This window comes from Roseimaritima multifibrata (assembly GCF_007741495.1).
GTDB classification, from domain to species: domain Bacteria; phylum Planctomycetota; class Planctomycetia; order Pirellulales; family Pirellulaceae; genus Roseimaritima; species Roseimaritima multifibrata.
This window is the reverse complement of record NZ_CP036262.1, coordinates 2105175-2126990: the sequence shown is the minus strand read 5'-3', so window position 1 is coordinate 2126990 and position 21816 is coordinate 2105175. Positions and strand designations below refer to the sequence as shown.

At 55.7% G+C, this 21816-nt stretch carries 14 protein-coding genes; 5 read left to right on the top strand and 9 right to left on the bottom strand.

Features of this window, described 5'->3' with window-relative positions:
• Positions 1-21: 21 nt before the first annotated feature.
• Complete coding sequence (locus tag FF011L_RS07740) at positions 22-1197, bottom strand: FtsX-like permease family protein (protein WP_145351070.1); 1176 nt, start codon at positions 1195-1197, stop codon at positions 22-24.
• Positions 1194-2420, bottom strand: coding sequence for an HlyD family efflux transporter periplasmic adaptor subunit (locus FF011L_RS07735; protein WP_218933075.1), 1227 nt, complete (start codon positions 2418-2420; stop codon positions 1194-1196). Before FF011L_RS07735 ends, FF011L_RS07740 begins: the two co-directional genes overlap by 4 nt.
• 51 nt (positions 2421-2471) lie before the next feature.
• On the opposite strand from FF011L_RS07735, the gene FF011L_RS07730 reads away from it, so the two are divergent.
• Positions 2472-3602: an ATP-binding cassette domain-containing protein gene (locus FF011L_RS07730; RefSeq protein WP_145351068.1), complete on the top strand. Its 1131-nt coding sequence runs from the start codon at positions 2472-2474 to the stop codon at positions 3600-3602.
• Between the two features lie 112 nt (positions 3603-3714).
• On the opposite strand, the gene FF011L_RS07725 is transcribed toward FF011L_RS07730, so the two are convergent.
• The 3 genes from FF011L_RS07725 to FF011L_RS07715 all read right to left on the bottom strand — a co-directional run bounded on the left by FF011L_RS07725 (position 3715) and on the right by FF011L_RS07715 (position 7504).
• Positions 3715-4014, bottom strand: coding sequence for a hypothetical protein (locus tag FF011L_RS07725; protein WP_145351067.1), 300 nt, complete (start codon positions 4012-4014; stop codon positions 3715-3717).
• A gap of 10 nt (positions 4015-4024) precedes the next feature.
• Complete coding sequence (locus FF011L_RS07720; RefSeq protein WP_145351066.1) at positions 4025-5896, bottom strand: GntP family permease; 1872 nt, start codon at positions 5894-5896, stop codon at positions 4025-4027.
• A gap of 780 nt (positions 5897-6676) precedes the next feature.
• Positions 6677-7504: a TerC family protein gene (locus tag FF011L_RS07715; protein ID WP_145351065.1), complete on the bottom strand. Its 828-nt coding sequence runs from the start codon at positions 7502-7504 to the stop codon at positions 6677-6679.
• 186 nt (positions 7505-7690) lie between these two features.
• Here FF011L_RS07715 and FF011L_RS07710 point away from each other — a divergent pair, with 186 nt between their 5' ends.
• A complete protein-coding gene (locus FF011L_RS07710; RefSeq protein ID WP_145355095.1) occupies positions 7691-8995 on the top strand; it encodes a homoserine dehydrogenase in 1305 nt (434 codons plus the stop codon).
• Here the strand turns inward: FF011L_RS07710 and FF011L_RS07705 are convergent.
• From FF011L_RS07705 to FF011L_RS07690, 4 genes are all read right to left on the bottom strand, one after another.
• Positions 8985-9464 carry a response regulator gene (locus FF011L_RS07705; protein WP_145351064.1) on the bottom strand — a complete coding sequence of 160 codons (480 nt, stop codon included), beginning with the start codon at positions 9462-9464 and terminating at the stop codon, positions 8985-8987. The genes FF011L_RS07710 and FF011L_RS07705 overlap by 11 nt on opposite strands.
• Before the next feature lie 619 nt (positions 9465-10083).
• Positions 10084-11151 (bottom strand): DUF3500 domain-containing protein, encoded by a 1068-nt coding sequence (locus FF011L_RS07700; protein ID WP_246109799.1) that lies wholly within the window; start codon positions 11149-11151, stop codon positions 10084-10086.
• Between the two features lie 80 nt (positions 11152-11231).
• Positions 11232-12203, bottom strand: coding sequence for an AAA family ATPase (locus FF011L_RS07695; protein ID WP_145351062.1), 972 nt, complete (start codon positions 12201-12203; stop codon positions 11232-11234).
• Positions 12204-12303: 100 nt separating this feature from the next.
• On the bottom strand, positions 12304-15294 hold the full coding sequence (locus tag FF011L_RS07690) for a PVC-type heme-binding CxxCH protein (protein WP_145351061.1): 2991 nt from the start codon (positions 15292-15294) through the stop codon (positions 12304-12306).
• 1263 nt (positions 15295-16557) lie between these two features.
• Between FF011L_RS07690 and FF011L_RS07685 the strand changes: the two genes are divergently transcribed.
• From FF011L_RS07685 to FF011L_RS07675, 3 genes are all read left to right on the top strand, one after another.
• Positions 16558-18972, top strand: a complete 2415-nt coding sequence (locus FF011L_RS07685) for a hypothetical protein (protein ID WP_145351060.1) — start codon at positions 16558-16560, stop codon at positions 18970-18972.
• A gap of 1 nt (position 18973) precedes the next feature.
• The gene (locus FF011L_RS07680) at positions 18974-20116 is read left to right on the top strand and encodes a hypothetical protein (RefSeq protein ID WP_145351059.1); all 1143 of its coding nucleotides are present in this window, start codon (positions 18974-18976) and stop codon (positions 20114-20116) included.
• Positions 20117-20635: 519 nt separating this feature from the next.
• Positions 20636-21712, top strand: a complete 1077-nt coding sequence (locus FF011L_RS07675) for a DUF1559 domain-containing protein (protein WP_145351058.1) — start codon at positions 20636-20638, stop codon at positions 21710-21712.
• The last annotated feature ends 104 nt before the right edge of the window (positions 21713-21816 follow it).

Sequence of the window (21816 nt, the reverse complement as noted above, 5' to 3'; positions counted from 1 at the left end):
AGAACAATCAGTTGAAGGAAACTAAAACAGGTTCACAGGTTCCGCATTCGCCAATTTTCGCAGCGCCACAATCCCGGCAACACTACACATCACAAGGGATAGCAGGGCGACCAAAGCGACCCTTTCCCCGGTCATCTGAATCGACACACCCGCCAAAGCCGAAGTAAGCGCATAGAGTGCAAGTGCGCTCAGCAGGGCAGGGGGCAGGGCGGCCGCCGCCAGTAGTGCGGACTGGGACAACAGGACGCGTCCGAGAAACCGGTTGCTGTAGCCCATCGCTTTTAACGTGGCGTATTCAGGCAGATGAGCCAACACGTCGGCGGCCAAGACCATGTAACAAATCACGCCTCCGACCACGACCGCCAAAGCGACTCCCATCGCAAAAATGATTCCGATCGGCGTTTCCCAGTACCAGCGTGTCCGTTCCGCTTGCACGGCCTGATCCCAGGTAAGGACTTGAATGAAAGCGTTCTCGCCCCCTAAACGCTGCAAGTGGTCACGCAGTTGTTGTTGAGCCGCCTCAGGTTCGACCCCATCGCGCAAATGCACCAACAGCATCGAAGTGCGGTCCGGATCACTGCCGGGGACATAACCTTGAAAACCTTCCGCCGACGTGATGACCTGCCCGTTGGCAGCTAACCCGGTCCCCATTTCGACCGTTCCAACGATCGTCGCCACGTGATCATTGATACTTGGATTGCGGCCGATATCGGCGTCGGAAAAACGATGCTGATCCAGCGGCCCCAAATCGGACCGACTGGTGCGATCCATGATGACATGCTCCGGGTGCTGCAGCAGATGAAGTTGCTGCTTGAGTTCCGGCAACTGTAGCGGACTGTCATTGGGATCGATTCCGACGACCGCCACCACTCGAAATTCCTTATTCAACGGATTCTGCCAGCTAGTCACGCCCAGATTCAGTGGTTTCACCGATGCGACCGCTGGGAGGCTGGCAAGCTGCATTTCCAACGCAATCGGAATCGACCTTGGATCGTAGACGTGCAGGTATTCTGGAGAGCGAACGATCAGATCATAAGGCAGCCGCGAGTAGACCTTTGTCGCCGTATCGCCGACGGCGCCCAGGAATCCTAGTTGCATGAACATCAACAGAATCGCAAACGCAATTCCACCAATCGATACGACCGTCCTGGCCGGTTGGTGCGTCAGATTTTTCCAGGCGATCGGCGTCTGCCTCATTGACCTGAACTCTCAATAGCGACATCCACCTGCAATTGAATCCGATCGGCGGCGTGAGGAACGTCCTCGGGATCGATCACAACCACGACTTCGGCAGTACGAAAATCGGTCTGAGCAAGCGGGTTGGGATCGGGCAAGCGAGGCGATCCGATGACGCGGCTAACGGACTGCACTTTCCCCCGGAGTGCGGTTGCCAAGGCGGGGCTGGTGATCGCCGCCTGGGATCCGACTTCAATTTCAGACAACTGGGCAACGTTCACTTCGACCCGGCAAATCATTTTGTCCAGGTTGGCGATTTGTACGATCGGCGTCCCCCGCGTCGGTTCACCTGCCTGCATCTGAACCGTCACCACCGTCCCGTCGATGGGGCTGAGCAGTCGGCTGGCTTCGACCTGCAATTTCAGAAGTTTGATTTGCTCAGCAAGCGATTCAAAAGCGGACGAAACCTCGGCGGATTCGATTTTCAACTTGGCCGTTTCCAGCTGCTGCTGAGCCGCTTCAACCGCCAGCCGTCCCGCTTTGATCAGATCTTCCGCCTCCGCTTTGGCCGACAGCAGATTGGCTCGAGCCTGATTGACCGTCAGTTCCTGTTGCTGGATCGAGTTGGCGGTCACCAGATTTCCAGCATCCGGATCATTCGCCGCTCGCCGCAGTTGGCTCAGTTTTTCTTCGCCGAAAGCAATCTGCTGCGTCAAGGTTTGCAACTGTCCTCCGGCGGCCTGTTCACGCGCGTATTCTTCCTCGGCCTGCGAAACCTTCAGTTGGGCTTGTCGAAAACCAATTTCAGCGACGCTTAATTCGGCTTGAGCAACCGCCTGACCTGCGGCGAACTGCTGCTCTGCTTCGGCCAATTGAGCTTCCGCGACAGCCAATTCACCCTCTCGAGCGGACTGGCTGGCCAGCCGACCAATCGACTCCCCCGCCTTTACCACTTGTCCCTCTCGTACCGATAGTTCGGCCAAACGATCCCCAGGACCCGCGGCAACAGCGATCAATCCACTTTCTGGAAGCAATTGTCCCTGAGAAACAATTGCCTTTCCTGGTGCCGCTCCTAAAGCCGATAACGAGGACAAGCGGACGACTTCGGTGCGAGCGGGCGTTGGACTGGATTTCGGTTGACAACCAGCCGATACGATGGCGAGGACCACCCCGATCGCAACTGGATGTGTGCTACGATAAACAGTACGACAGCGACTGCCGATCGATAGCGGACAATGATCCATAATAAGTCTGCAGATGGGAAAAGTAAGCAACTGAAATGATGAATAAATAGTATGACAGAAAACGCTCCTGCCACGCAGTTCGACGCCCAAGCCGGCACAAAGCCAGCGATTGAAGTCTGCGACGTGCAGCATCATTTCGGAATGGGAGATGCCAGGAAACAGGTGCTTTTCGATAACCGCCTGACCGTTCGGCCAGGCGAAATTGTCATCATGACGGGGCAAAGTGGATCGGGTAAGACGACACTCCTTACCTTGATTGGAACTCTCAGGCGTGTCCAGCAAGGCAAGCTGTTTGTCCTCGGGCAGCCCCTCCATGATTCGACCACCCTTGAAATCAATCGGCTACGCAGGCGGTTAGGGTTTATCTTCCAAGCCCATAATCTGTTTTCATCTTTGACGGCACTGCAGAACGTGCGGATGGCTCTGGAACTGCAGCCGAATCGGTCGCCGCGACGTACCGAAAACCAACGGTGTCAGGAAATGTTGGAAGCGGTCGGCCTGGGGGAGCGGATTCATTACAAACCGGGCAGCCTGTCCGGTGGACAAAAACAGCGAGTGGCCGTGGCACGCGGCTTGGTTCATCAACCCGATATTTTGCTGGCCGATGAACCGACCGCCGCTCTGGATGAGGAATCGGGGCGACAAGTGGTGACGCTGTTCCAGCAACAGGCTAGAGAACGCGGGACCGCGATCGTGATTGTCACCCATGACAATCGAATCCTGGATGTTGCCGACCGGATCGTCAAAATGGATTTCGGACATATCGCCCGTGATACCCGAGTTAGCGAAGCTGCCAAAATCGGCGAAATGCTCTCACGATGCGATATCTTCTCCGGGGTCACCATCCGGACCATGACTCAATTGGCAGACCGGATGAAGGTCGAAAAACATGCGAAGGGAACGCGAATCATTCAGCAAGGAGCTCCAGGAGAGACGTTTTACCTGATTCGAGACGGTCAATTACAAGTACGACGCGACCCAGGCAATCAACCAGTCGCGACTATCGGCCCGGGTGATTTCTTTGGCGAGACCGCTTTGCTGACAGGAGAACCGCGTAATGCTCACGTCGATGCACTTACCGACGCGGTCGTTTACACGCTGGACGCTAAATCCTTCCAACAAGCGATGAGCGAACGGGCGACGCTGGACCAGGAAGTCCGCAGCACGCTGTTCGCAAATTAAAGCTCCCGATTCAACACCTATCGACCATCGCCAGACGGTGGAACCTAGCGGTTTACCCCACACCCTGGCAAACGTCGCTACCGGACGTCTTACGCCCGCGGAAGCCAACGCATTATGCTCTTCGCGAAAAGAGCATTCGACGCAAGAAATCCAAGGTGGTCCATTCGACGATCAGCAGGAGGACCGGTGCGACGAACATCACGATCTGTGCGACATCCTCTTTTCCAAAGGTCCTTGGGTACTGCTCGGCAAGTGCATCGTAGCAGGCCTTGACGACGCCTCCGTTGACATACAGCAACAAGGCAGCGGCGATCGTAATCCCGGCAATCGGTAGGCAACCGGGAAAACAGCCAAGCCTCGCAGGCGTTCCATTCGAATGGCCTGCTTCTGGAGGGTCTGTGAATTGTTCCAAGCGAATCTGCTCAACTGGCCATAGGGAGGATTATTGACAACACGATTGTCGAAACCAGCCCGGTCAATGAGAGAACCGCCAGCAACAGGGTCCAACTTCGTAGTGCTTCACCTTCGGTTAATCCGCCCATCTTAGCAAATACCCAGAACCCGCTGTCGTTCATCCAGCTCCCCATCAACGACCCCGATCCAACGGCCGTAGCCAGATAAACCGGATGGTAGCCAAGGTCCTGTCCGGTCACGATTCCGGCGACCATTCCCGAGGCAACAATCATCGAAACGGTGCTACTCCCTTGAGCCACTTTCAGGACAGCGGCAATTGTAAAGGCCAGCAGCAGCAGATTGATACCGCCGCCACTTGATCCAGCGAACAAGCCTTGAATCGCCGTCCCGACCTGAGCGTCTTTTAGCATCGCCCCAAACGCACCTCCGGCAGCGGTAATCAGAATAATCATTCCCCCGCTCATCAAAGCTTCTTCGACTTCGCTGCCCAAGTCTTTTAGCGTCAGATTACGCACGACCTTTAATGTTGCAATCGCACACAACGCGGCCAACAATAGGGCGAAGTTTGCATTGCTCCACAACGACAAGCGATTAGCCCACAAACGACTTGGCGAGTTCCATTCATGGGGCTTAATCAGCGTCGGAAAGGCGTCCTCTAAGAGAGCTCGGTTCATGCGGCGACGCAGGACGGGCTTCAGACGTACCTGGTCCGCAGACAATTGGCTTTTGGCGACATCGGAGATCGCAATTCCAAGGTAGGCCCCTTCGGAATAGAAATCTTTCGCCAGGAAAACCTCGTTCAAAATGTCCGCCATTCGCTGGCGGTCGACTTCACTGACCGGCCCCTCGGCCATCAGGAAAGATCGTTGATCTTCCGACAAAACGGCCGAATCCAACAATTGCCGGCCAGGGGAAGGTGCATCTGACTGGTAATCCGCCCGCAGTTCGGTTCGTAATTCCTCGGGCGCCAATAGATCGGATGCGACCAGTCGACCACGATCTTCCTTGTCTGCAAGGGTGGTCGCCAAAGTCCCCATTCCGATTAAAACGACCGGCAAGATGATCGGCAACAATGAAAGCGCAAGCGAAGGGAGTTGATCGTCGCGGAGGGTTTCGTGCTTTTCTTCCCCGGGCCCCAGAGGCCGCATCGGAACCGGCATAAAGCGATCGACAAAAATCGAGAACAACAACCCGACGATGGCTGCCGGAATCGCCACCAGAGTTCCAACCCACATCATCGTGCCAATGTCGATCCCTAAGTTCGCACCGACCAACAGCGGCCCTGGCGTGGGAGGAACCAATGTATGGGTGATCGCTCCACCGGTCGCAATCGCCATCAGATATCGCAAATAGTTGCGGTTGGTTCGTTTAAATAAACTGCGTGCCAGCGGCACCAACAGATAGAAAACCGTATCGAAGAAAACAGGGACCGCCAGCACAAACCCGCTGACCATCAAACCGACGGATGCCTTTTCAATCCCCGTAATCCGGACAGCGGTCCGGACAACGCGGTCGGCAGCCCCACTATCCAGCATGCACTTACCGATGATCGCCGCCATCGCGATCACGATCCCAACCCCGCCGGCGGAATCGCCAAAGGCACTCACCACGGCATGCATTCGAACGCCCGCTTCCGCCATATCAAACCCATCGTCGCCGACAATCATCAGGCTGATAATCAATGCAGCGATGATCAACGCTAAGAAGGCGTTCATGCGAAAGCCAATGATCAGCCCCAACACCGAAACGATGCCGACAACCAAGATTAGCAATGGGTACTGGCTGGAATCCGTAGTGGCGACCGCTTCGGTCACCTCTTGAGCAACGGCCGAAAGGGCCATCGGGATTAGAGCGATCAGGATGGCGAGGAGAGAACGCATGGTTGGAAAGATCGCAGATCGGGCAGGAACGGGAGTCCGCAGGCCATAGCCCGCGACATTAGGTTCCTAAGAATCGCATACCACGGCCCCCCATTCAAGCCACGGGGCAACGGTTTCACCTTTTCCCCTGATTTATTTTACGGAGAGGGGGAGAGGGGGAGACAGGGAGACACGGAGACACGGAGTGAAGGAGTGAAGGAGTGAAGGAGTTCTTTGTGGGCTGCGGGCGTCTGAGTGGAATGGGCGGGCAGTTAGGTCGTCCGCTGGGCTCGATGCTTGTGAACCTTCTTAGCGGAACGGCGCGAGCCGTCCGGCCTCGCTGCCTGTTCCCTGTGGCGCTCCAAGCGAGGTGCGAAGCGGTTGACTTGACCACTGCCCTGGCCTTGCGTTGCCAACGGCCAACCTTCTTAGCGGAACGGCGCGAGCCGTCCGGCCTTGCTGCCTAGTACTTTGTGGGGCTCCGCGCGGATTGCGAGGCGGTTGACTTGACCGGTGGGAACCTGACTGCCTTGGCCTTGCGCCGCCAACGGCCAACCTTCTTAGCGGAACGGCGCGAGCCCAATACCATCTCATTGGAATCTGCGAGCGGCTTTCCTATCGCACCGGGCACATGCCTACCGGAAAATTCATTGTGTATTCAACGCGATTGCCGGACGGCTCGCGCCGTTCCGCTAAGAAAGCAGTAAGCACCGGCCTCGCCGCCTGTTCCTTGTGGGGCACCGGTCGGATGGTTGACCCGGCCGGTGGGAACCGGCCGTACTTGCTTTGTTGCGTTCGTGTTTAGTGCTTTGTGGCGATCTCTCGTTGCTTTTGTGCTAACAACTTCTTTTGGAACCGGCCCTGGGCTAGATCGACGACGACCAGCACTGCGATCACGAAGTAGAAAGTACTTTTTTCCATTGCTTCGACAGGATGCCCGAAGAAGGAAAGGTGAGCCAGATGGCCTCCTTCCGATACCAACATGATCCCCACGATGAAGAGGATGAACAAACCGAGAACTTCAAACAGTCGATTCCGTTTGAGAAATTCTGCGACTCGGTCGGCCATCAGGATCATCATCAATCCGCTAAACACAATTGCCAACGACATCACGACCATGGCCGCGGTATCGATGATCGGAGCTCCGGTCACTTCGTCTTTGCGTCCTGCCAACGCGATGGCACTTAGGATCGAATCGAACGAAAAGACCAAGTTCATGACGACAATCCAAAACATCGCCTTGCCGACCGAATTCTTTTTCTGGTCGTCGTGTTCAATTTCGTCGACCGCCAACATATGCGAAATTTCTTTGATCGCCGTATAGATCACAAAGGCCCCCCCCATCAGCACGATAAAGCTGTGGACGTTAAAGGCCGCTTCAACAATCCCTTCGTACGCTAGTGAGAAAAAAGGAGCCTGGAATTTCTCGATCGCTCCGACGACGATGAAGAGCAGCACAATTCTTAGCAAAATGGCTAAGCCAATCCCCCATTTCCGCACAAAGGACTGCTTATCGGGCTGCACACGCTTCGATTCTATCGAGATATAAAGCAGGTTATCGAACCCTAATACGGCCTGCAAAAGGGTCAGCATTAGCAGGGTAAAGAGATGATGTGCCAGATTGTCCATCGAATTCATTCCGCCAGAGAGGGAAAAGAGTAGCGGAGCAAAATGTAGCGGAGAACGAAAGAGTGAAAAAGGGTTGAACGGATGGGAGGTGCCGCAGGTACCGGTCAGGCGTTACGATTGCAGGCATTCGCTCAGATCTTTCCTTTTCAGCCCACCTCGCTTCGATTTTCGGAACGCGTCAAAGCTATGCAAAAAACCAAAGTCGCCATCGTCGGAATGGGAACCGTCGGTAGTGGAGTCGCCCAACTGCTTCTTGACCACGGAGACCGCACGGCACGTCACGCCGGCCGCGTGTTATGGCTGGAAAAAGTTGTCGTACGCGACAAATCCAAAGCTCGCCTAGCCGACCTGCCAGAGGACGTCCTAACGGACAATCTTCAAGATGTCTTGGACGATCCGGACATCACGGTCGTCGCCCAATTGATCGGCGGCCTGGAACCGGCTCGCTCGATCATGCTGCAATTGCTGGAAGCGGGCAAAGATATTGTCACCGCCAACAAAGCCCTGCTCGCCGAACATGGCCCCGAGCTTTTCGAAAAAGCTCGACAGCTTGGCCGCAGTATCGCCTTTGAGGCCTCGGTCGCTGGCGGGATTCCGATCATCACAAATATCAGCCAATGCCTGTCGGCCAATCAGCTGTCCTCTCTGGAAGGCATCCTGAATGGAACCAGCAACTTCATCGTGACTCAGATGGACCGGCTGGGCATGCCCTACGATCAGGCTGTCAAAATCGCTCAGGAAAAAGGGTATGCGGAAGCCGACCCGACCATGGACGTTGACGGCACCGACGCCGCTCAGAAACTGGCCATTTTGGCCCACCTAGCGTTCGGAGCTCATGTTAGTTGGCGAGACATCCCACGCGTCGGAATTGACCAACTGGACCCCGCCGACCTGCAGTACGCTCGCGAACTTGGCTACCGCATCAAACTGCTGGCGACCGCCCACTTAGATCAAGCGGGTCTGGAACTGCACGTCGCCCCGACGCTCGTTCGCGCAGGGCTGCCTCTGGCCGAAGTCCAAGACGCGTTCAATGCGATCGCGGTTGTTGGGGACGCCGTCGGTCCCGTTTTCTACCACGGACTGGGAGCAGGCCAAATGCCGACCGCCTCCGCCGTGGTTGCAGACATCATCGACACGGCCGTCGGACGGACCAAACTGACATTCCAGACCCTGGAACTGTTCTCCTCCGCAGGGCCTCCACGAGTTCGCTTGCGTGCCTTTGACGAATTGCCTGGCCGATACTACTTCCGCCTGCATGTCGCCGATTCACCAGGCGTTCTTGCGAAAATCACGGGAGCCCTTGGAGAACAGGGCATCTCGATCGCCTCGGTGATCCAGCATGAACCCGATGGCCGCGGCGATGGAACGACGGTTCCCCTTGTGGTGATGACCCACGAGGCCCCCGAAGGGGCCGCTGGCCGTGCGGCGACAGCCATTGAAGGGCTGCCAGAAGTCTGCGGTAATGTCGTTCGTTTACGCGTTAAAGCGTAACCCAACCGGGACGCGAAGGACGACTTCCCCGGCGGCGATGCTGGTTGACCAAATGAGGCATCCACATCGCCTGATCCACGACCGCCATCAAGGCGGTCGGGTCGATCGGCTTAAACAAACAGTGGACCGCGGTCTGCTGGGCCGTCTTCTTCTCAAGACCCGCCCACTGGGCATCGGCGATCAAAACCACAGGCAGGCTCTCGGTCGCCGGATTCTCGCGGATCTGCTTGACCAGCTCCAGCGCCGCAGGAGCGTCGTCGGCGACGTCCACGACCAATAAATCGATCGCAGCAGGAGGCTGGACTCCTTTGAGTGCCGCATCCGCAGATCGTGCACAATGGCAGGCAAGCCCCTCGGAGTCTAACACTCCGGCCATTGCGATCAGGGAAAGTGGGTTCGGATCATAAACCAAAACCGAACCGGACCGTTTTCCCGGCCCCTTAGCGATGACCGATTTTTGTGGTTCCAACGTATTAAGCCTCTAGTATGCGTTCACCCCAATTCTGCCAACCCATCATCAACCAATCGTGCATCGGCGAAGGGAACGTTAGCAAAACGCGCCGCAAGAAGCGAGCTCGCCCAAGACTCACCGGCAAGCTGAGCACAACTCCTATAATTGCTAGCAAAAAGAGAGGGGAGCCCCCGAAGTCTGCCGAAATCCCACCTCGCTGCGTCACGGCTTATTGAGCTAGGAATTGTCGCCTTTCGCTCGGGACGTGCAATTTATAAATGGCAATTACTGTCGTGCGGCAAAGCCTCAAAGGCTCCCATACTTTCTAGGCCCGAAGGGTCGACACAGTCACTGCCGGGGGTGAAGCCCCCGGAATGAGAAAAAGTGCCAGCGAAAAGGCCCGAAGGGCCGACACAAAGACAGAGGGGAATGCATCCAAATAACGCAGCATCAAAACGCGTAAGCCAGCAATATTAAGAACGAGACGCGATCCCTCGCTGACGCGGCGGGCTGGGATCCGAAAGATCCGCAGCGTCTGCTCCCCCAGGCGATCTCTTTCGAGCGTACGGGCAAGCAAGAGAACTTGCCCCGAACAGTCCCCGACAATCTCGGCGACTTCAAAACGTTGCGACAGCTTCTACTTGATCGGCAGGTCGAAATCGCCGGTCAAATCTCTCCATACGCAGTGGATATGGTTCGCGGGATTTCCGGATGCGTCGGGCTGTGTATTGACAAATTCGATCAAGAAAGTCGGACCGGTGATGCGGTAGTAATGCCCGATTCCTGGCTTACTTGCTCCGGCCCATGCGAAGTGAACTTTGTCCCAACCCGACTGGTTGATCAAAGCTTGCCGCTTCTCGGCGACGGGGGCTGGAACGGCGTTCCGATAGACGTCAACCAAGTTTACCAACAGCTTCGCTTGATCCGGATTCAGTTTGCCAAATGCGATCCCTTCGGGAGCCGACACTTCCGCCTGCGGTTCGCCGGCGAAACGAATCTCTTTCAACGCCTCTTCAGCGATCAAAGCGGACTTTTGCTGAGCTTCATCAAGGGATAAGTAAAGCTGAAAAGCAAGTTCCTCTTCCGCGGCCAGCACACGTGTTCCTTTGCGGATCGGTCCTTTGACTTCGGTCTTCAATTCGGCAGGATTGGTGGCGAAAAACTGCGGGGTGCTGTCGACGATCTGGTCGCCTCGGCAGACAAAATTCAATGACAAGTGGTGGCCTTCAAAGCTGAGGCCCCAAGGGGTATCGGCATCGGTTTTGCGAGGATCGCCGGAAATCGTCACGTAATACTTCCGCGGGTCGCGGCGTTGCTCGCTGCCGGGACCTTCCAACTGACGCAGGACGCCTTCCAGAGACATGATCTGCTGCGCTTTGTTGTAGCCCATTTCGCTTAATGCAGCGCGAACCAATCGCAGTGCAGAGGCTTGTTGCGCGTCATTCATGTCCCGCAAGGGGACCCCTTTGCGTTCCGGTTTTGGAATGAAGTGCCAGCCCAGACGTTCTGGAGAATCGTAAGGAATCTGAGCGATTGCTTGCTGTTCCTTGGAAAGGGAATCAAGCCAAGAAACGGCAAAGGTCTGCATGTTCGTCGCGGGCGAATCGGCAGGCTTCAGCGCCAGCCCAACAGCACAAACACACCCCACGGCAAGAAAAGTCAGGATCGACTTGCGACGGGTGACAGAAAACGAAAGGTTTAGCATGGCGGGAACTTTGAAAGGTGGGACAGTGGAAGGGACTATCATAGCGACCTGAAAGGGCCGCTGCAAAAAGCCGGAGGAAGCTACTCTAACTGGTCATCTTCTTCATCGTCATCGCAGTCGGGGTGCAGCGGGTCCCCCGCATCAAAAAAGAAGTCTCCCAGCCCCAAGGGAACGTTGTCGCCTCCCAAAGTTCTTCGCTGCCGCTCTGCCAACGCTTCTAGATCGACGGCGTCTTCTCCCAAACAACGCTCCAAAGCCTCACGCCAGGCGACATCACGCGACAACGGATGATCGGAATCCTGAGCCATCCGCTTCAAAGCAAACCGGAGCAGGTTGATCCCGTCGCGAGGTGAAAAATCAAGTTTCAGCTCATGAGCGTTCTGCAGAAATTCAACCGTCATTGCCAACATCTCAGGTTCGGCAAATGGCAGGTGGTACTGCAGGATCGACATTTCGTCTTGCTTATTCGGAAACCCAACCGGCAATGTTGGCTGCAGACGACTGAGGATGTAATCGGGAATTTCGAACGTCGATTCGTCTTGATTCATCGTGACCGCGGCGCGGAATTCACGGTGCGCCGGAATCGAAATCCCCGCCACGATCGATTCGACATAGCGACGCTGATCGAAAAGCGGAGCCAAACTGGCCCACGACTTTTCATTCATGCGGTTCCCTTCATCCAGCACACAGACCCCGCCACAAAGCATCGCGGTGACCAACGGCGATGCGTGGTAGGCGATCTTTCCGTCTTGAGCCAAGACGGGCGTGATCAATAGATCTTCGGGGCGGGTATCCGCGGTGCACTGATAAATATACAGAGGCCGTTGGCTGGTCTGCGCCGCAGCGATCGCCAGCTGCGTTTTCCCGATTCCTGGCGAACCGATCAAACGTGGCGTCAATGGCAGATCGCTATCGTCCAACATCACCCAGCATGCCAATAACTGGGTCAGAATCTCGCGCTGCCCGATCCACTGTGCTGGGGAGGTATGCGGATGCGATAGCTTCAGCCGAATTCCGTCGATTTCTGCGTAACCGTCAACTACTGATGTCATCTGCCATGCCGATCGTTCGCCCGACGACAACGGTTGCACCGCATGGTCCGCCAGACCGTTGCCAAGACTCCATCAATCGTATCGCACGGAAGCATGCCTGTCAGCGACGGTCGGAAATCGGAATCGCTCCGTCCAGGTATCGCCAGTTCTTCAAAAAGCTGATCAGGTCGCGCATTTGATCGACATTCACCAGTTGCTCAAACCCTTCGGGCATCAGAGAAACGCCGCTGGTCGTCATCGATTCGATCTCATCGCGTGCAACTTCCACCCGCTCACCACCCGGGATTTGCAAAATAACAGCCTCCCCCGTATCGGACAAAAGCAGTCCATCATGAACCGTGCCATCAACGGTCAACAGCGTGTACCGGCTGTAGGCCGCGTCGATCGCCGCATTGGGATCCAGCACGGCTGTCAGCAGATAAGGAGCCGTCTTGGTGCGGCTGTCGGAGATATCGGGACCAACATCGATCCCGATGTCGTCGATTTTGTGGCAATTGGCACAGTGCTGCACAAACAGCTTTCGGCCGTTCAACGCATGCCCGTCGCCGATCAGCGATGCCGCATACTCTTTAATCGTTTGCGTTCGGTTGGCATTGCTGGCCGCGAACAGTTCTTTGGCGCGTTTTGAAATCGCCTTATCCTTGGAAGCCTGCAAACGCTGGATATTGCTGATTCCGATCAAGCTGCCGCGAATCTCTCCCTCTTCGACTCGGTCAAGCAACCACTGAATTCCAGCGGAGCTACGCATCAATCCTTGAATGCCTGCCGAACGGACAACAGGTACAAGCGAAGTAAAATTCTCCCCCAGCCATTCCAACGTCCAGGCTTGATCGTTACGCATCAAGTGCCCCAGCGCCAATGCCCGCAGTGCAGGCGGCGTGCTTTCGTCTAGCAGCGGACGAAGCTTTGCCGTTTTGTCCGCGGCCCGTCCCAGAATCGTAATCCCCAGCTGGCGGACCGCGGCGTCCGCTTCCGCATCCAAGGCTCGCTCTTCGGCCAATTGCTGAATGCCTTCGATCTTCTTTTTTGCATCGGCAGAGTCTGCGTTCCAGTTGGCGGGCAACGCCAACCCAGCAAAGACAGCCAATCCTTTTGGAGCGGACGAGTCGTCGATTTCCAACAGTGAAACCAAGGACTTTGGATCAGCCTTACCGGCTGGTTTGGCAAGCCCCTGCCAAAACGATAACGGAAGATCGACCTCGGAATTGGCCAATAGATTTTCCAAAACTTTCGCAGCCGATTCAGCCGGCAACGCGAAACAAAGCTTGTCAAACCAGACGTCGCCGGCGTCCTCCGCTGCGATCGCCGAAAAGGCAGCGATTTGCGCTGGAGCCATCGGCTGATGGTTTGTCAACGCGATCGCAACCTGATACCGAACCAACGGACTCACGTCGCTGGCCAGAGCCAACGCCATTTCCTCTGGCAAAGCCTGTTTGGATTCCAGCAAGCGAACAACCAGCGCTCGGATGCGAGGATCATCGTGCTTCAAAAACCGCTGCTGCAAATCGGCCGTGAATTGGTCTTGCCGATCCATAAACTGAATCGCACGGGCCAGCCCTTCCGGAGCGTTGGCTTCACTAAGCATCCACTGATTCAAATGGCTGATCAGAACTTCAAGGGAATTCCCATCCGCGGACGCTGCTGCTTCCCACAACTTGCGCGATGCCAACTCTCTTCGCCACGGGTCATTGGAACCCAAGTTGGCAATCGCACCCATCGCTTCACCGTCAGCACTTGCAGATCGACCGGACGCCCCCGTTTTCAAACTTTCAACGTCTTTCGTATTGCCTAACAAACGGCCAGCTGAGGCCCCGTCGAAATCGGCGGCACTTAATCGCCAAATCCGTCCTTGGGTGTCTCCCCATCGCATATCGGCACGTGTCTTTAATTCTTCGGGCATCCACTGCGGATGTTCGATCACTGCACGCATCATGTCGACAACGTACAGACAGCCATCAGGGCCATAAGCTAAATCGACAGGGCGGAACCACGAATTTTTACTCGCCAGACATTCGATCCCGGGGCTCCGTTCGAACTGCAAAACGGCTCGATCTCCCACCGGTTGTTGCCGCTGGACCAAGTAGGATGTCGGCTCACAGACGAACAAGGAATCACGCCACTCCGCTGGCATTCCCGGACCACAACCTCGCAAGACACCACAGGCGGCACTGAATTGACCGGCGTGCAAGTTGCTGGTCGTCCAAGCCTTAGCGATCGGGCGGACTTCGGAATCGCCCCCTGACAATCCGGCGTCATGCAGGGCATCGGCCGGAGCCATTCCCGAACGGGATCGGATCGCGTCCAGCGGAAGGACCGCCTGAATCGCAGGACGACGGTTACTGCAGCCGATGCGAACCCCGAAGTCATCGATCGTCAGTCCGTACTGGCTGTTCCCAGAAACCGGGCCAAAGAATCCACCCTGTGGATCAAAAGCGAAATCGACGCCACGCAAATCAACCGGGGCATCGGATTCCCATTTTTCGTTTTTGCTAACCACCGAGCCGCCACGCAGACCACTGGCGACATAGACCAGTCCATCGGGGCCGACCACCGGGTGATTAGCTCGAAGCTGTTCGTTTTCTTGAGCAAAGCCTTCAAACCAGACTTCGGTTCGATCCGCTTTCAGATCGCCATCCTCGTCCGCAAGGAAAAGAATCTGCCCGGCAACGGTGACAATAACCCCATCCTGCCAAGGCTGCAGTCCCGTTGGAAAAACCAAGTCCTTCGCGAAGGTCGTCGCTGTTTCATAGATTCCATCATGATCCGAATCCTGCAAAACCTTAATCCGGCCCGTAGGTGGTTTGCCCGGAATCGGCAGCGGGTAGTCTCGCATTTCGATGACCCACATCCGCCCCTGTTCATCAAAGCGAATTGCCACGGGATCGACCACGTCCGGTTCCGAAGCGGCCAATTCGACCTTCACTTCAGACGGCGTGACCAGAGCTTCCTGAGCGATTGCAGCGGACACCCCAACTTCGGGGGTTTCGGTTCCGACGGCTTCCGTTAGCGCATCTTCGCCGCGGGCATGTTGCCCCCAGAAAACCACAAGCAAACAGGTGACGCTGACGAACCGTAAACAAGATAGGAACATGATGTAAGAGCCATGTCAATAATAAGGAGGGAATCTTAGTGCGGCTGTTTTGCCTATTGTAGATCAATTGCGAGCCGCAGGATTTGCCTGCGGCAGATTTCACAGAAAACGAAAATACGCAGCCGTTGAGTAACCGGGCTGTCGATCGAATACGGCAGCGGAGAGTGTAACCTTTCGCTCAGGACGTAAAATTTATGGGTGCACGTAGTAGAGTCTCTCCGAGACTCGTGCTTACGGATCTCTCCGCCTCGGAGCGTGCGATTTATCAGCCCCATGCCAGCTTGCCTGGCATGAAGCAAAGATTTGAAGTTAGTTTGAATGGCTAAAAAAACGCATCCAGTTCGGATTGCCGCTGAAAGCGGCAATCCGAACTGGATGCGATAACCTGGGGGCGACCATCTCTAATTTCAAATCTTGCGTCCCTGTCGGACAAGCCGACGAGGGGACGTGAGGGCCGACGTTTCTCGCTTCCACTGCATTCCGCAAGGAAACCGCAACTAATAAATCGCACGTCCCGAGTGGCGGAGCTACGGGGAGCGATCATTCGCCGGAACAGCATCGCACGGAATCCCCTTATCGGTTTACACGTCAGGCACGTAGTAGAGTCTCTCCGAGACTCGTGCTTGCGAATCTTTCCGCCTCGGAGAGTGCGATTTATCAGCCCCATGCCAGCTTGCCTGGCATGAAGCAAAGATTTGAAATTAGTTTGAATGGCTAAAAAAACGCATCCAGCTCGGATTGCGATAACCTGGGGGCGACCAGCTCTAATTTCAAATCTTGCGTCCCTGTCGGACAAGCCGACGAGGGGACGTGAGGGCCGACGTTTCTCGCTTCCGCTGCATTCCGCAAGGAAACCGCAACTAATAAATCGCACGTCCGGAGTGGCGGAGCTACGAGGAGCGATCATTCGCCGGAACGGCATCGCACGGAATCCCCTCATCGGTTTACACGTCAGGCACGTAGTAGAGTCTCTCCGAGACTCGTGCTTACGGATCTCTCCGCCTCGGAGAGGCGGAGCTACGAGGAGCGATCATTCGCCGGAACGGCATCGCTATCGCTCTTTGGTCCGGCCTACTTTCTACTTTTCCTAAATTCACCACCGCATCTTTCCCGCTCAACGGAGTGCGCAGAAAAGATTCTGCGGCGGACTCGAACCAGCTGAGAATCTGTGCGATGATGGATGGTCGCGTCCGCGCCGTTGACGTCGCATTCTTAAAACCTCTTGTTCTTGTCTTCCTTTGCGAATTTTGCCGGAGGTTTCTTTTGTCGAAACGTCGCGTTTCACGGCCTCGAAGTTCCGCTCACTCGGGCCCGTCTGCTGAACAAGCCTCATCGTCCGCAAATCCACTTGCGTCCAAGACGGCTCGCGATCGCTTGGCGTGGCTTCCTTTTGTATGCCTCGTCGCACTGCTGCTTTTGATCGTCTGCCAACCGATCAGTGGCGATGGACTTTGGTGGGAAATGAGTCGTGGGCGTGCGGCTTGGGAGGGGCAGCCCCAGCCCAGTGCTTCACTTCTTTCGCTGGAATCCGGATCCGAAGCTGACTGGCTGGGTGGACTGCCTCTTTATGCCGTCCAACAAACCTTAGGATTCAACGGTTGGATGCTATTCCGCTTGGCGTTTCTTGCCATCGTTGGGGGTTTTCTTTGGAAGAAACAGCGATCGAAGGAAGGTCTAACGCCAAGACTTTTGGTCCTGCTGGGACTGACGACGATCACGCTCTCCGAATCGCTAAGCCTTCAGCCGGTGGTTTATGACTTAATCGGAATCGCAGGTTTACCGCTCTGGATCCTCTATCGATTTCGCACAACGGCCCCAAAAGATTCCGCGGACGAACCAGCGGCCGATGTTCCACCACAAAGTTTGTTTGTGGGATTACTGCTGGCATTCGCGGTCTGGAGCAACCTCGCAGCGGGCATCGCGTTCGGTGGAATCCTCTGCGTTTTGGCGTTGTTCGATGCATGGAAGCAGACAGTGATCTCCAGCAAATGGTTCGTCGCGTGTTTAGCCGCGATCACCATCGGGGGCTGCTGTAATCCTCGCGGAATTTTCGCCTGGAACGACTCACTGCAGGCCCTGCTTCCGTTCATCCCAAACCCAACGTATGTCCTTGCGGGCACTGAGTGGGGATCGATGCTGCAAAACGCTTGGGGATGGCAAGAATTTTACTTCTTGGCGCTGACCGCAACCTGGATCGTCGACCTCTTCATCAACACAACAGATAATCGGCGGACGAACCGCTTCGACCTGCTCTCGTTTGCAGTCGCCCAGTGGTTTGCCTGGGCCTCGCTACAAAACCTCCCTTTGGCCATTCTCTGGATGACGGGGAACCTGGCTTTCCGCTGGCGTCGCCCAATCGCCGGGATCGAGACGGTCGCTGCGTCGCCTGGGGACGTGCAATGCACAGGCGACTTATCGCCGGACGGGTCTGTGATAAAGCGTATGGGAATCCCGATACTCCTCCTGTTCGCTGCAGCCTGGAGCAGCGGGCTTTTTGCGACGTTTGGCTGGGGTGTCGATCAACGTCAGGACTACCGCCTCCTGCGCAACAGCCTGCAGGAGACGCATCCGCATGGGACTGCGTTTGCGGACACCACCCGCAGTGCGGCAATGTTGGCGTGGGTCCTTCCCGAACTTCCATCACCTCTAGCAGGCCAAGAGAAACTGCAACTGCAAGACATACCGCTGCGAGCCGTCCGCCGAGGACGCCTTGAGCAACACATTCGTTTGCTGAGCGATCTGAAACGCAATCGACTGATGCGATACTGGCGCACCGACGGATCGGCGGGCGGGTACTGGCTGACGTTTGCCGAAAGAGACACCTCGCTTCTCTGCATATCCAACCACAACCTAGATCTGATCCGAGGCCTAGAGGAAACCCCCTGGAAACCGCTCTCGCTCGACTCGGCAACACTTCCTTTTGCGTTTGCTGGCGACGAAGGCTACGTCCGCCGTATGATCCAAATCCTTCAGAATCGAGAAACGATTGAACACCGGTACTGGCAGTATGAACCGCCGACTTCGACCGGCTCCGCTTTCGACCGGGATCGATTTGGAGGGGCCCTCGATTCCATTTCGCCGCAAGCGATTTTTGAACAGGCCGAAGTCTTCCGGGCAATGGATTTGCACTATGCGGCCCTCCGAGTCCTGACCGTTGGCCGCGCACGTTTTCCTGGCGATCCATTCTTGTTAGCTTCTTTCTTTCGCTGTCAACGGGAACTGGCAGACCAAGAAAGAATCGATGCCGGATCCGCCAGTTGGTTTCGGTCCCTGGCGGCAGACACCACCGACCAGCCTAATTCCACATCGGACGATTCGTCGTTTTTACTCATGGAAGGATCGGATCCACCAATCACGTCGGATGACATCCCAGCAGCGGCAGAACCACTGCAAATCTTGGTCGACACCTACATCCAATCGGGGGCGACCGCGATGCTGAGCGACTATGCCGAAGAAGCCTACAATGAAGCATCACCGCAGTTTCTCTACGGCTGCTTGTGTGCCGCCTTAGAAAGCGGGGCATACGACCTAGCCGATCAATTGGTGCTCCAACTGAAACAGCAACCGCTCGCCAGTCCGATCCGGGAACTGGTACTTGCTAGAGAGATTGAATACCGACCGGAAAGATTTAACGAATCCCCAGCGGTCGATACCTCAGGTAAAGAAGGAGAAAAGTAGCATGAAGAAATCGCTCTTTGCCTGCGTCTGTTTGATCCTTGTCTGCGCTGTTTTGTATGCAATCACCGCAAAGAATTACCCCGCCGAATCGGTCGTCACCGCTGGCACGCTGCGAGTTCAAACCCAAACCTGCAACGAATGCCACTCGGAAATCGCCGAAAAATTCCAATCCGCCCCCCATTCAAGGACGCTTCGACCGGGGACCGACCCCACGGTCCAATCCCGGTTCGTCGACACTGAAACCGAAATTGACGGGAGGACCTTCCGTTTCTTCCAACGGGATAAGGAACTTTGGTTCGCAGCAGACGACCTGGACTACGCCCGTCGCGTTGACTGGGTGTTCGGCTCTGGTGAACACGCCATGACTCCGGTTTCGCTTGACAAAGATCCCGACGGGATCGACCGCTTAACCCAACTGCATCTTTCCTGGTATTCCGATAACCAGATCCATCTGACGCCCGGCAGCGATCGCATCCGAACCACCCCACTACGACTGGGAAGAACGGAGAACGCCGACGAAACCGAACGCTGCTTCGGATGCCACGTCAGCTGGCTGCCTCAGCGAGAAGTGACAGGCCCTGATGGTTTTGGCCATGGTGGGATTGATTTTGAAAACATGGTCCCCAACCTTGATTGCTCGCGGTGCCACAGCGGAGCGGCGGCGCACGCCGCATCGGATGGATCCGAACCGCTCGATTTTTCCTGGGCAGATCTGACCGCACTCGAATCGATCAATCGCTGCGGAGAATGCCACCGCCGAGCCGACGAGATGACCGAAGAAGAATTGACTCCACAGCATTCCCACCTCGTCCGCTTTGCGCCCGTTGGTCTGGCCCTCAGTCCATGTTTCCTTGAATCCAATTCAGCCGAGGGACAGAAACACTACCCGCGATTCGATTGCATTTCCTGCCACGATCCTCATTTACCGACTCGCTCCGATCCCGAATCCTTCAACGTCACGTGCCGTGAATGCCACACGCCCCACGAACCCCAGCTGGGACAGGATGAAGATTCGCTAAGCCCGCGGATTCCTTGCTCCGAACAACCTCTTTCGTCGTCATGCATCGACTGCCACATGCCGAAAAAAGCAGCCGGTGAAGGGCTGGAATTCACCGACCACTGGATCCGACGGTCCCACGAATAGCTGGCCGTCGTTGCGAATCATTTGCTTTCGCAGTTCCTCAGCTTGAAAGCAGACCGCCTCCATTTGCAATTGCGGGACGGCAAACCTCAACGCCGCCGAAAAGTTTCGCAAAAAGCCAAATCTTTGCCAAGATTTGGCTTTTTTTTGCTAGATCAGCAAAAAAATCCCCCCCGCGCACCACCGGCTTACCGCACTGTGGAGGAGCCACCCCCCGGGCCCTAAAACCCTGCAAAAACAAGGGAAAAACACAAAACGGGCACGACGCCCTTGTTTGCCAAATTCCTGACCGAGCAACTAAACAAGAACTTAACAAAACAAATTTCTGTTGACTTAAAGCCTGACTCCCCTACCATGACCGGGACTTAACGACTGATGGCGTACCCATAGGCGTTAAACCTTATCAGAGGATTTGGCCAATTAGTGGTCGATGGCGGACATCAAAAAACTCCGCCGCCCAAGCACCTGCTTAACGCAGATGCCGCTTTTCTATTCTTATTTTCTTTTTGTCGGAGGCTTTATATGAAAGTCATGAAACGACGGAGCCACGAAGGCTTCACCCTGGTTGAATTATTGGTGGTGATTGCCATCATCGGAGTCCTAGTTGGACTTTTGCTTCCCGCTGTCCAAGCAGCCCGCGAAGCAGCTCGCCGCATGCAGTGCAGCAACAACATCAAACAGTTGGGACTTGCGGTCCACAACTACCACGACACGATGAATGCGATCCCGCCGCTGCGAGACCGTGATGACACGATTCCAGGTGATTCTTGGAACTCGCAAATCATTAGCTGGCGTGCCCGAATTCTGCCGTACATGGAACAGCAGGCGATTTACGACCAGGTCAACTATTCGATCCCAAATTGGTGGTCGTCGGGTAACCGCCCTAATTCAAACTGGGACATCGCCCCCATTGTCATTTCTTCTTTCCGCTGCCCTAGCGATGGCGGAAACGGAAACGTGAATTGGACAGATATTTCGGGAGCAAGAAATACCGGGCACCCAACAAGTTCAAGCTATGCAACAACCAATTACTTTGCTTGCATTGGACCTGACTCCGTATTGCGATGGAACGGTACAGGACTAGGTTTCTTTGATTCGATCCGTCGCCAGAGTGCAACGATCAGGGGAGCAACCAGAGACTTCGGAGCGATCACTGACGGTTTGTCAAATACAATCGCCCTTTCCGAAGGTGTGATCGGTCACCCTCGCCTGAACGTGAATGCTACCTCCAGCGGCAGCGGGAACTATACAGCTCAACTTGCATTGTTTTCATCAACAGATAACCTGTGCGTTGACCCCAATCCCGGCTCCGGCACGAGCTCAAGCACAAGCACGGGCAACGCTCGGGGAAATAGCTGGTTGCGAGGATATAGTTCGAACGACCTTTCGTTCTCAACGCACATGTCCCCCAACTCCAAACTTTGGGATTGTCACGCAAACAGCGACAGAGCCATGTACGCTGCTCGATCGCAGCATCCAAGTGGAGTTTTAATCGGAGTTGGCGATGGCGGAGTCCGGTTTATGTCGGAAACGGTCAACTACGACACATACCGAGCCCTTGGTGGTAGCTTTGACGGTATACCAGCTCAGTTCGATTGATCGAACGTCCAAAACCAGTTCGACGTTCCGCCGACTCTTTTCGGCGGGACCGTCTTTGTGAAGAGCACGAGGCTTTTAGCTCGTTTCCTTTTAAGATTCCCAGG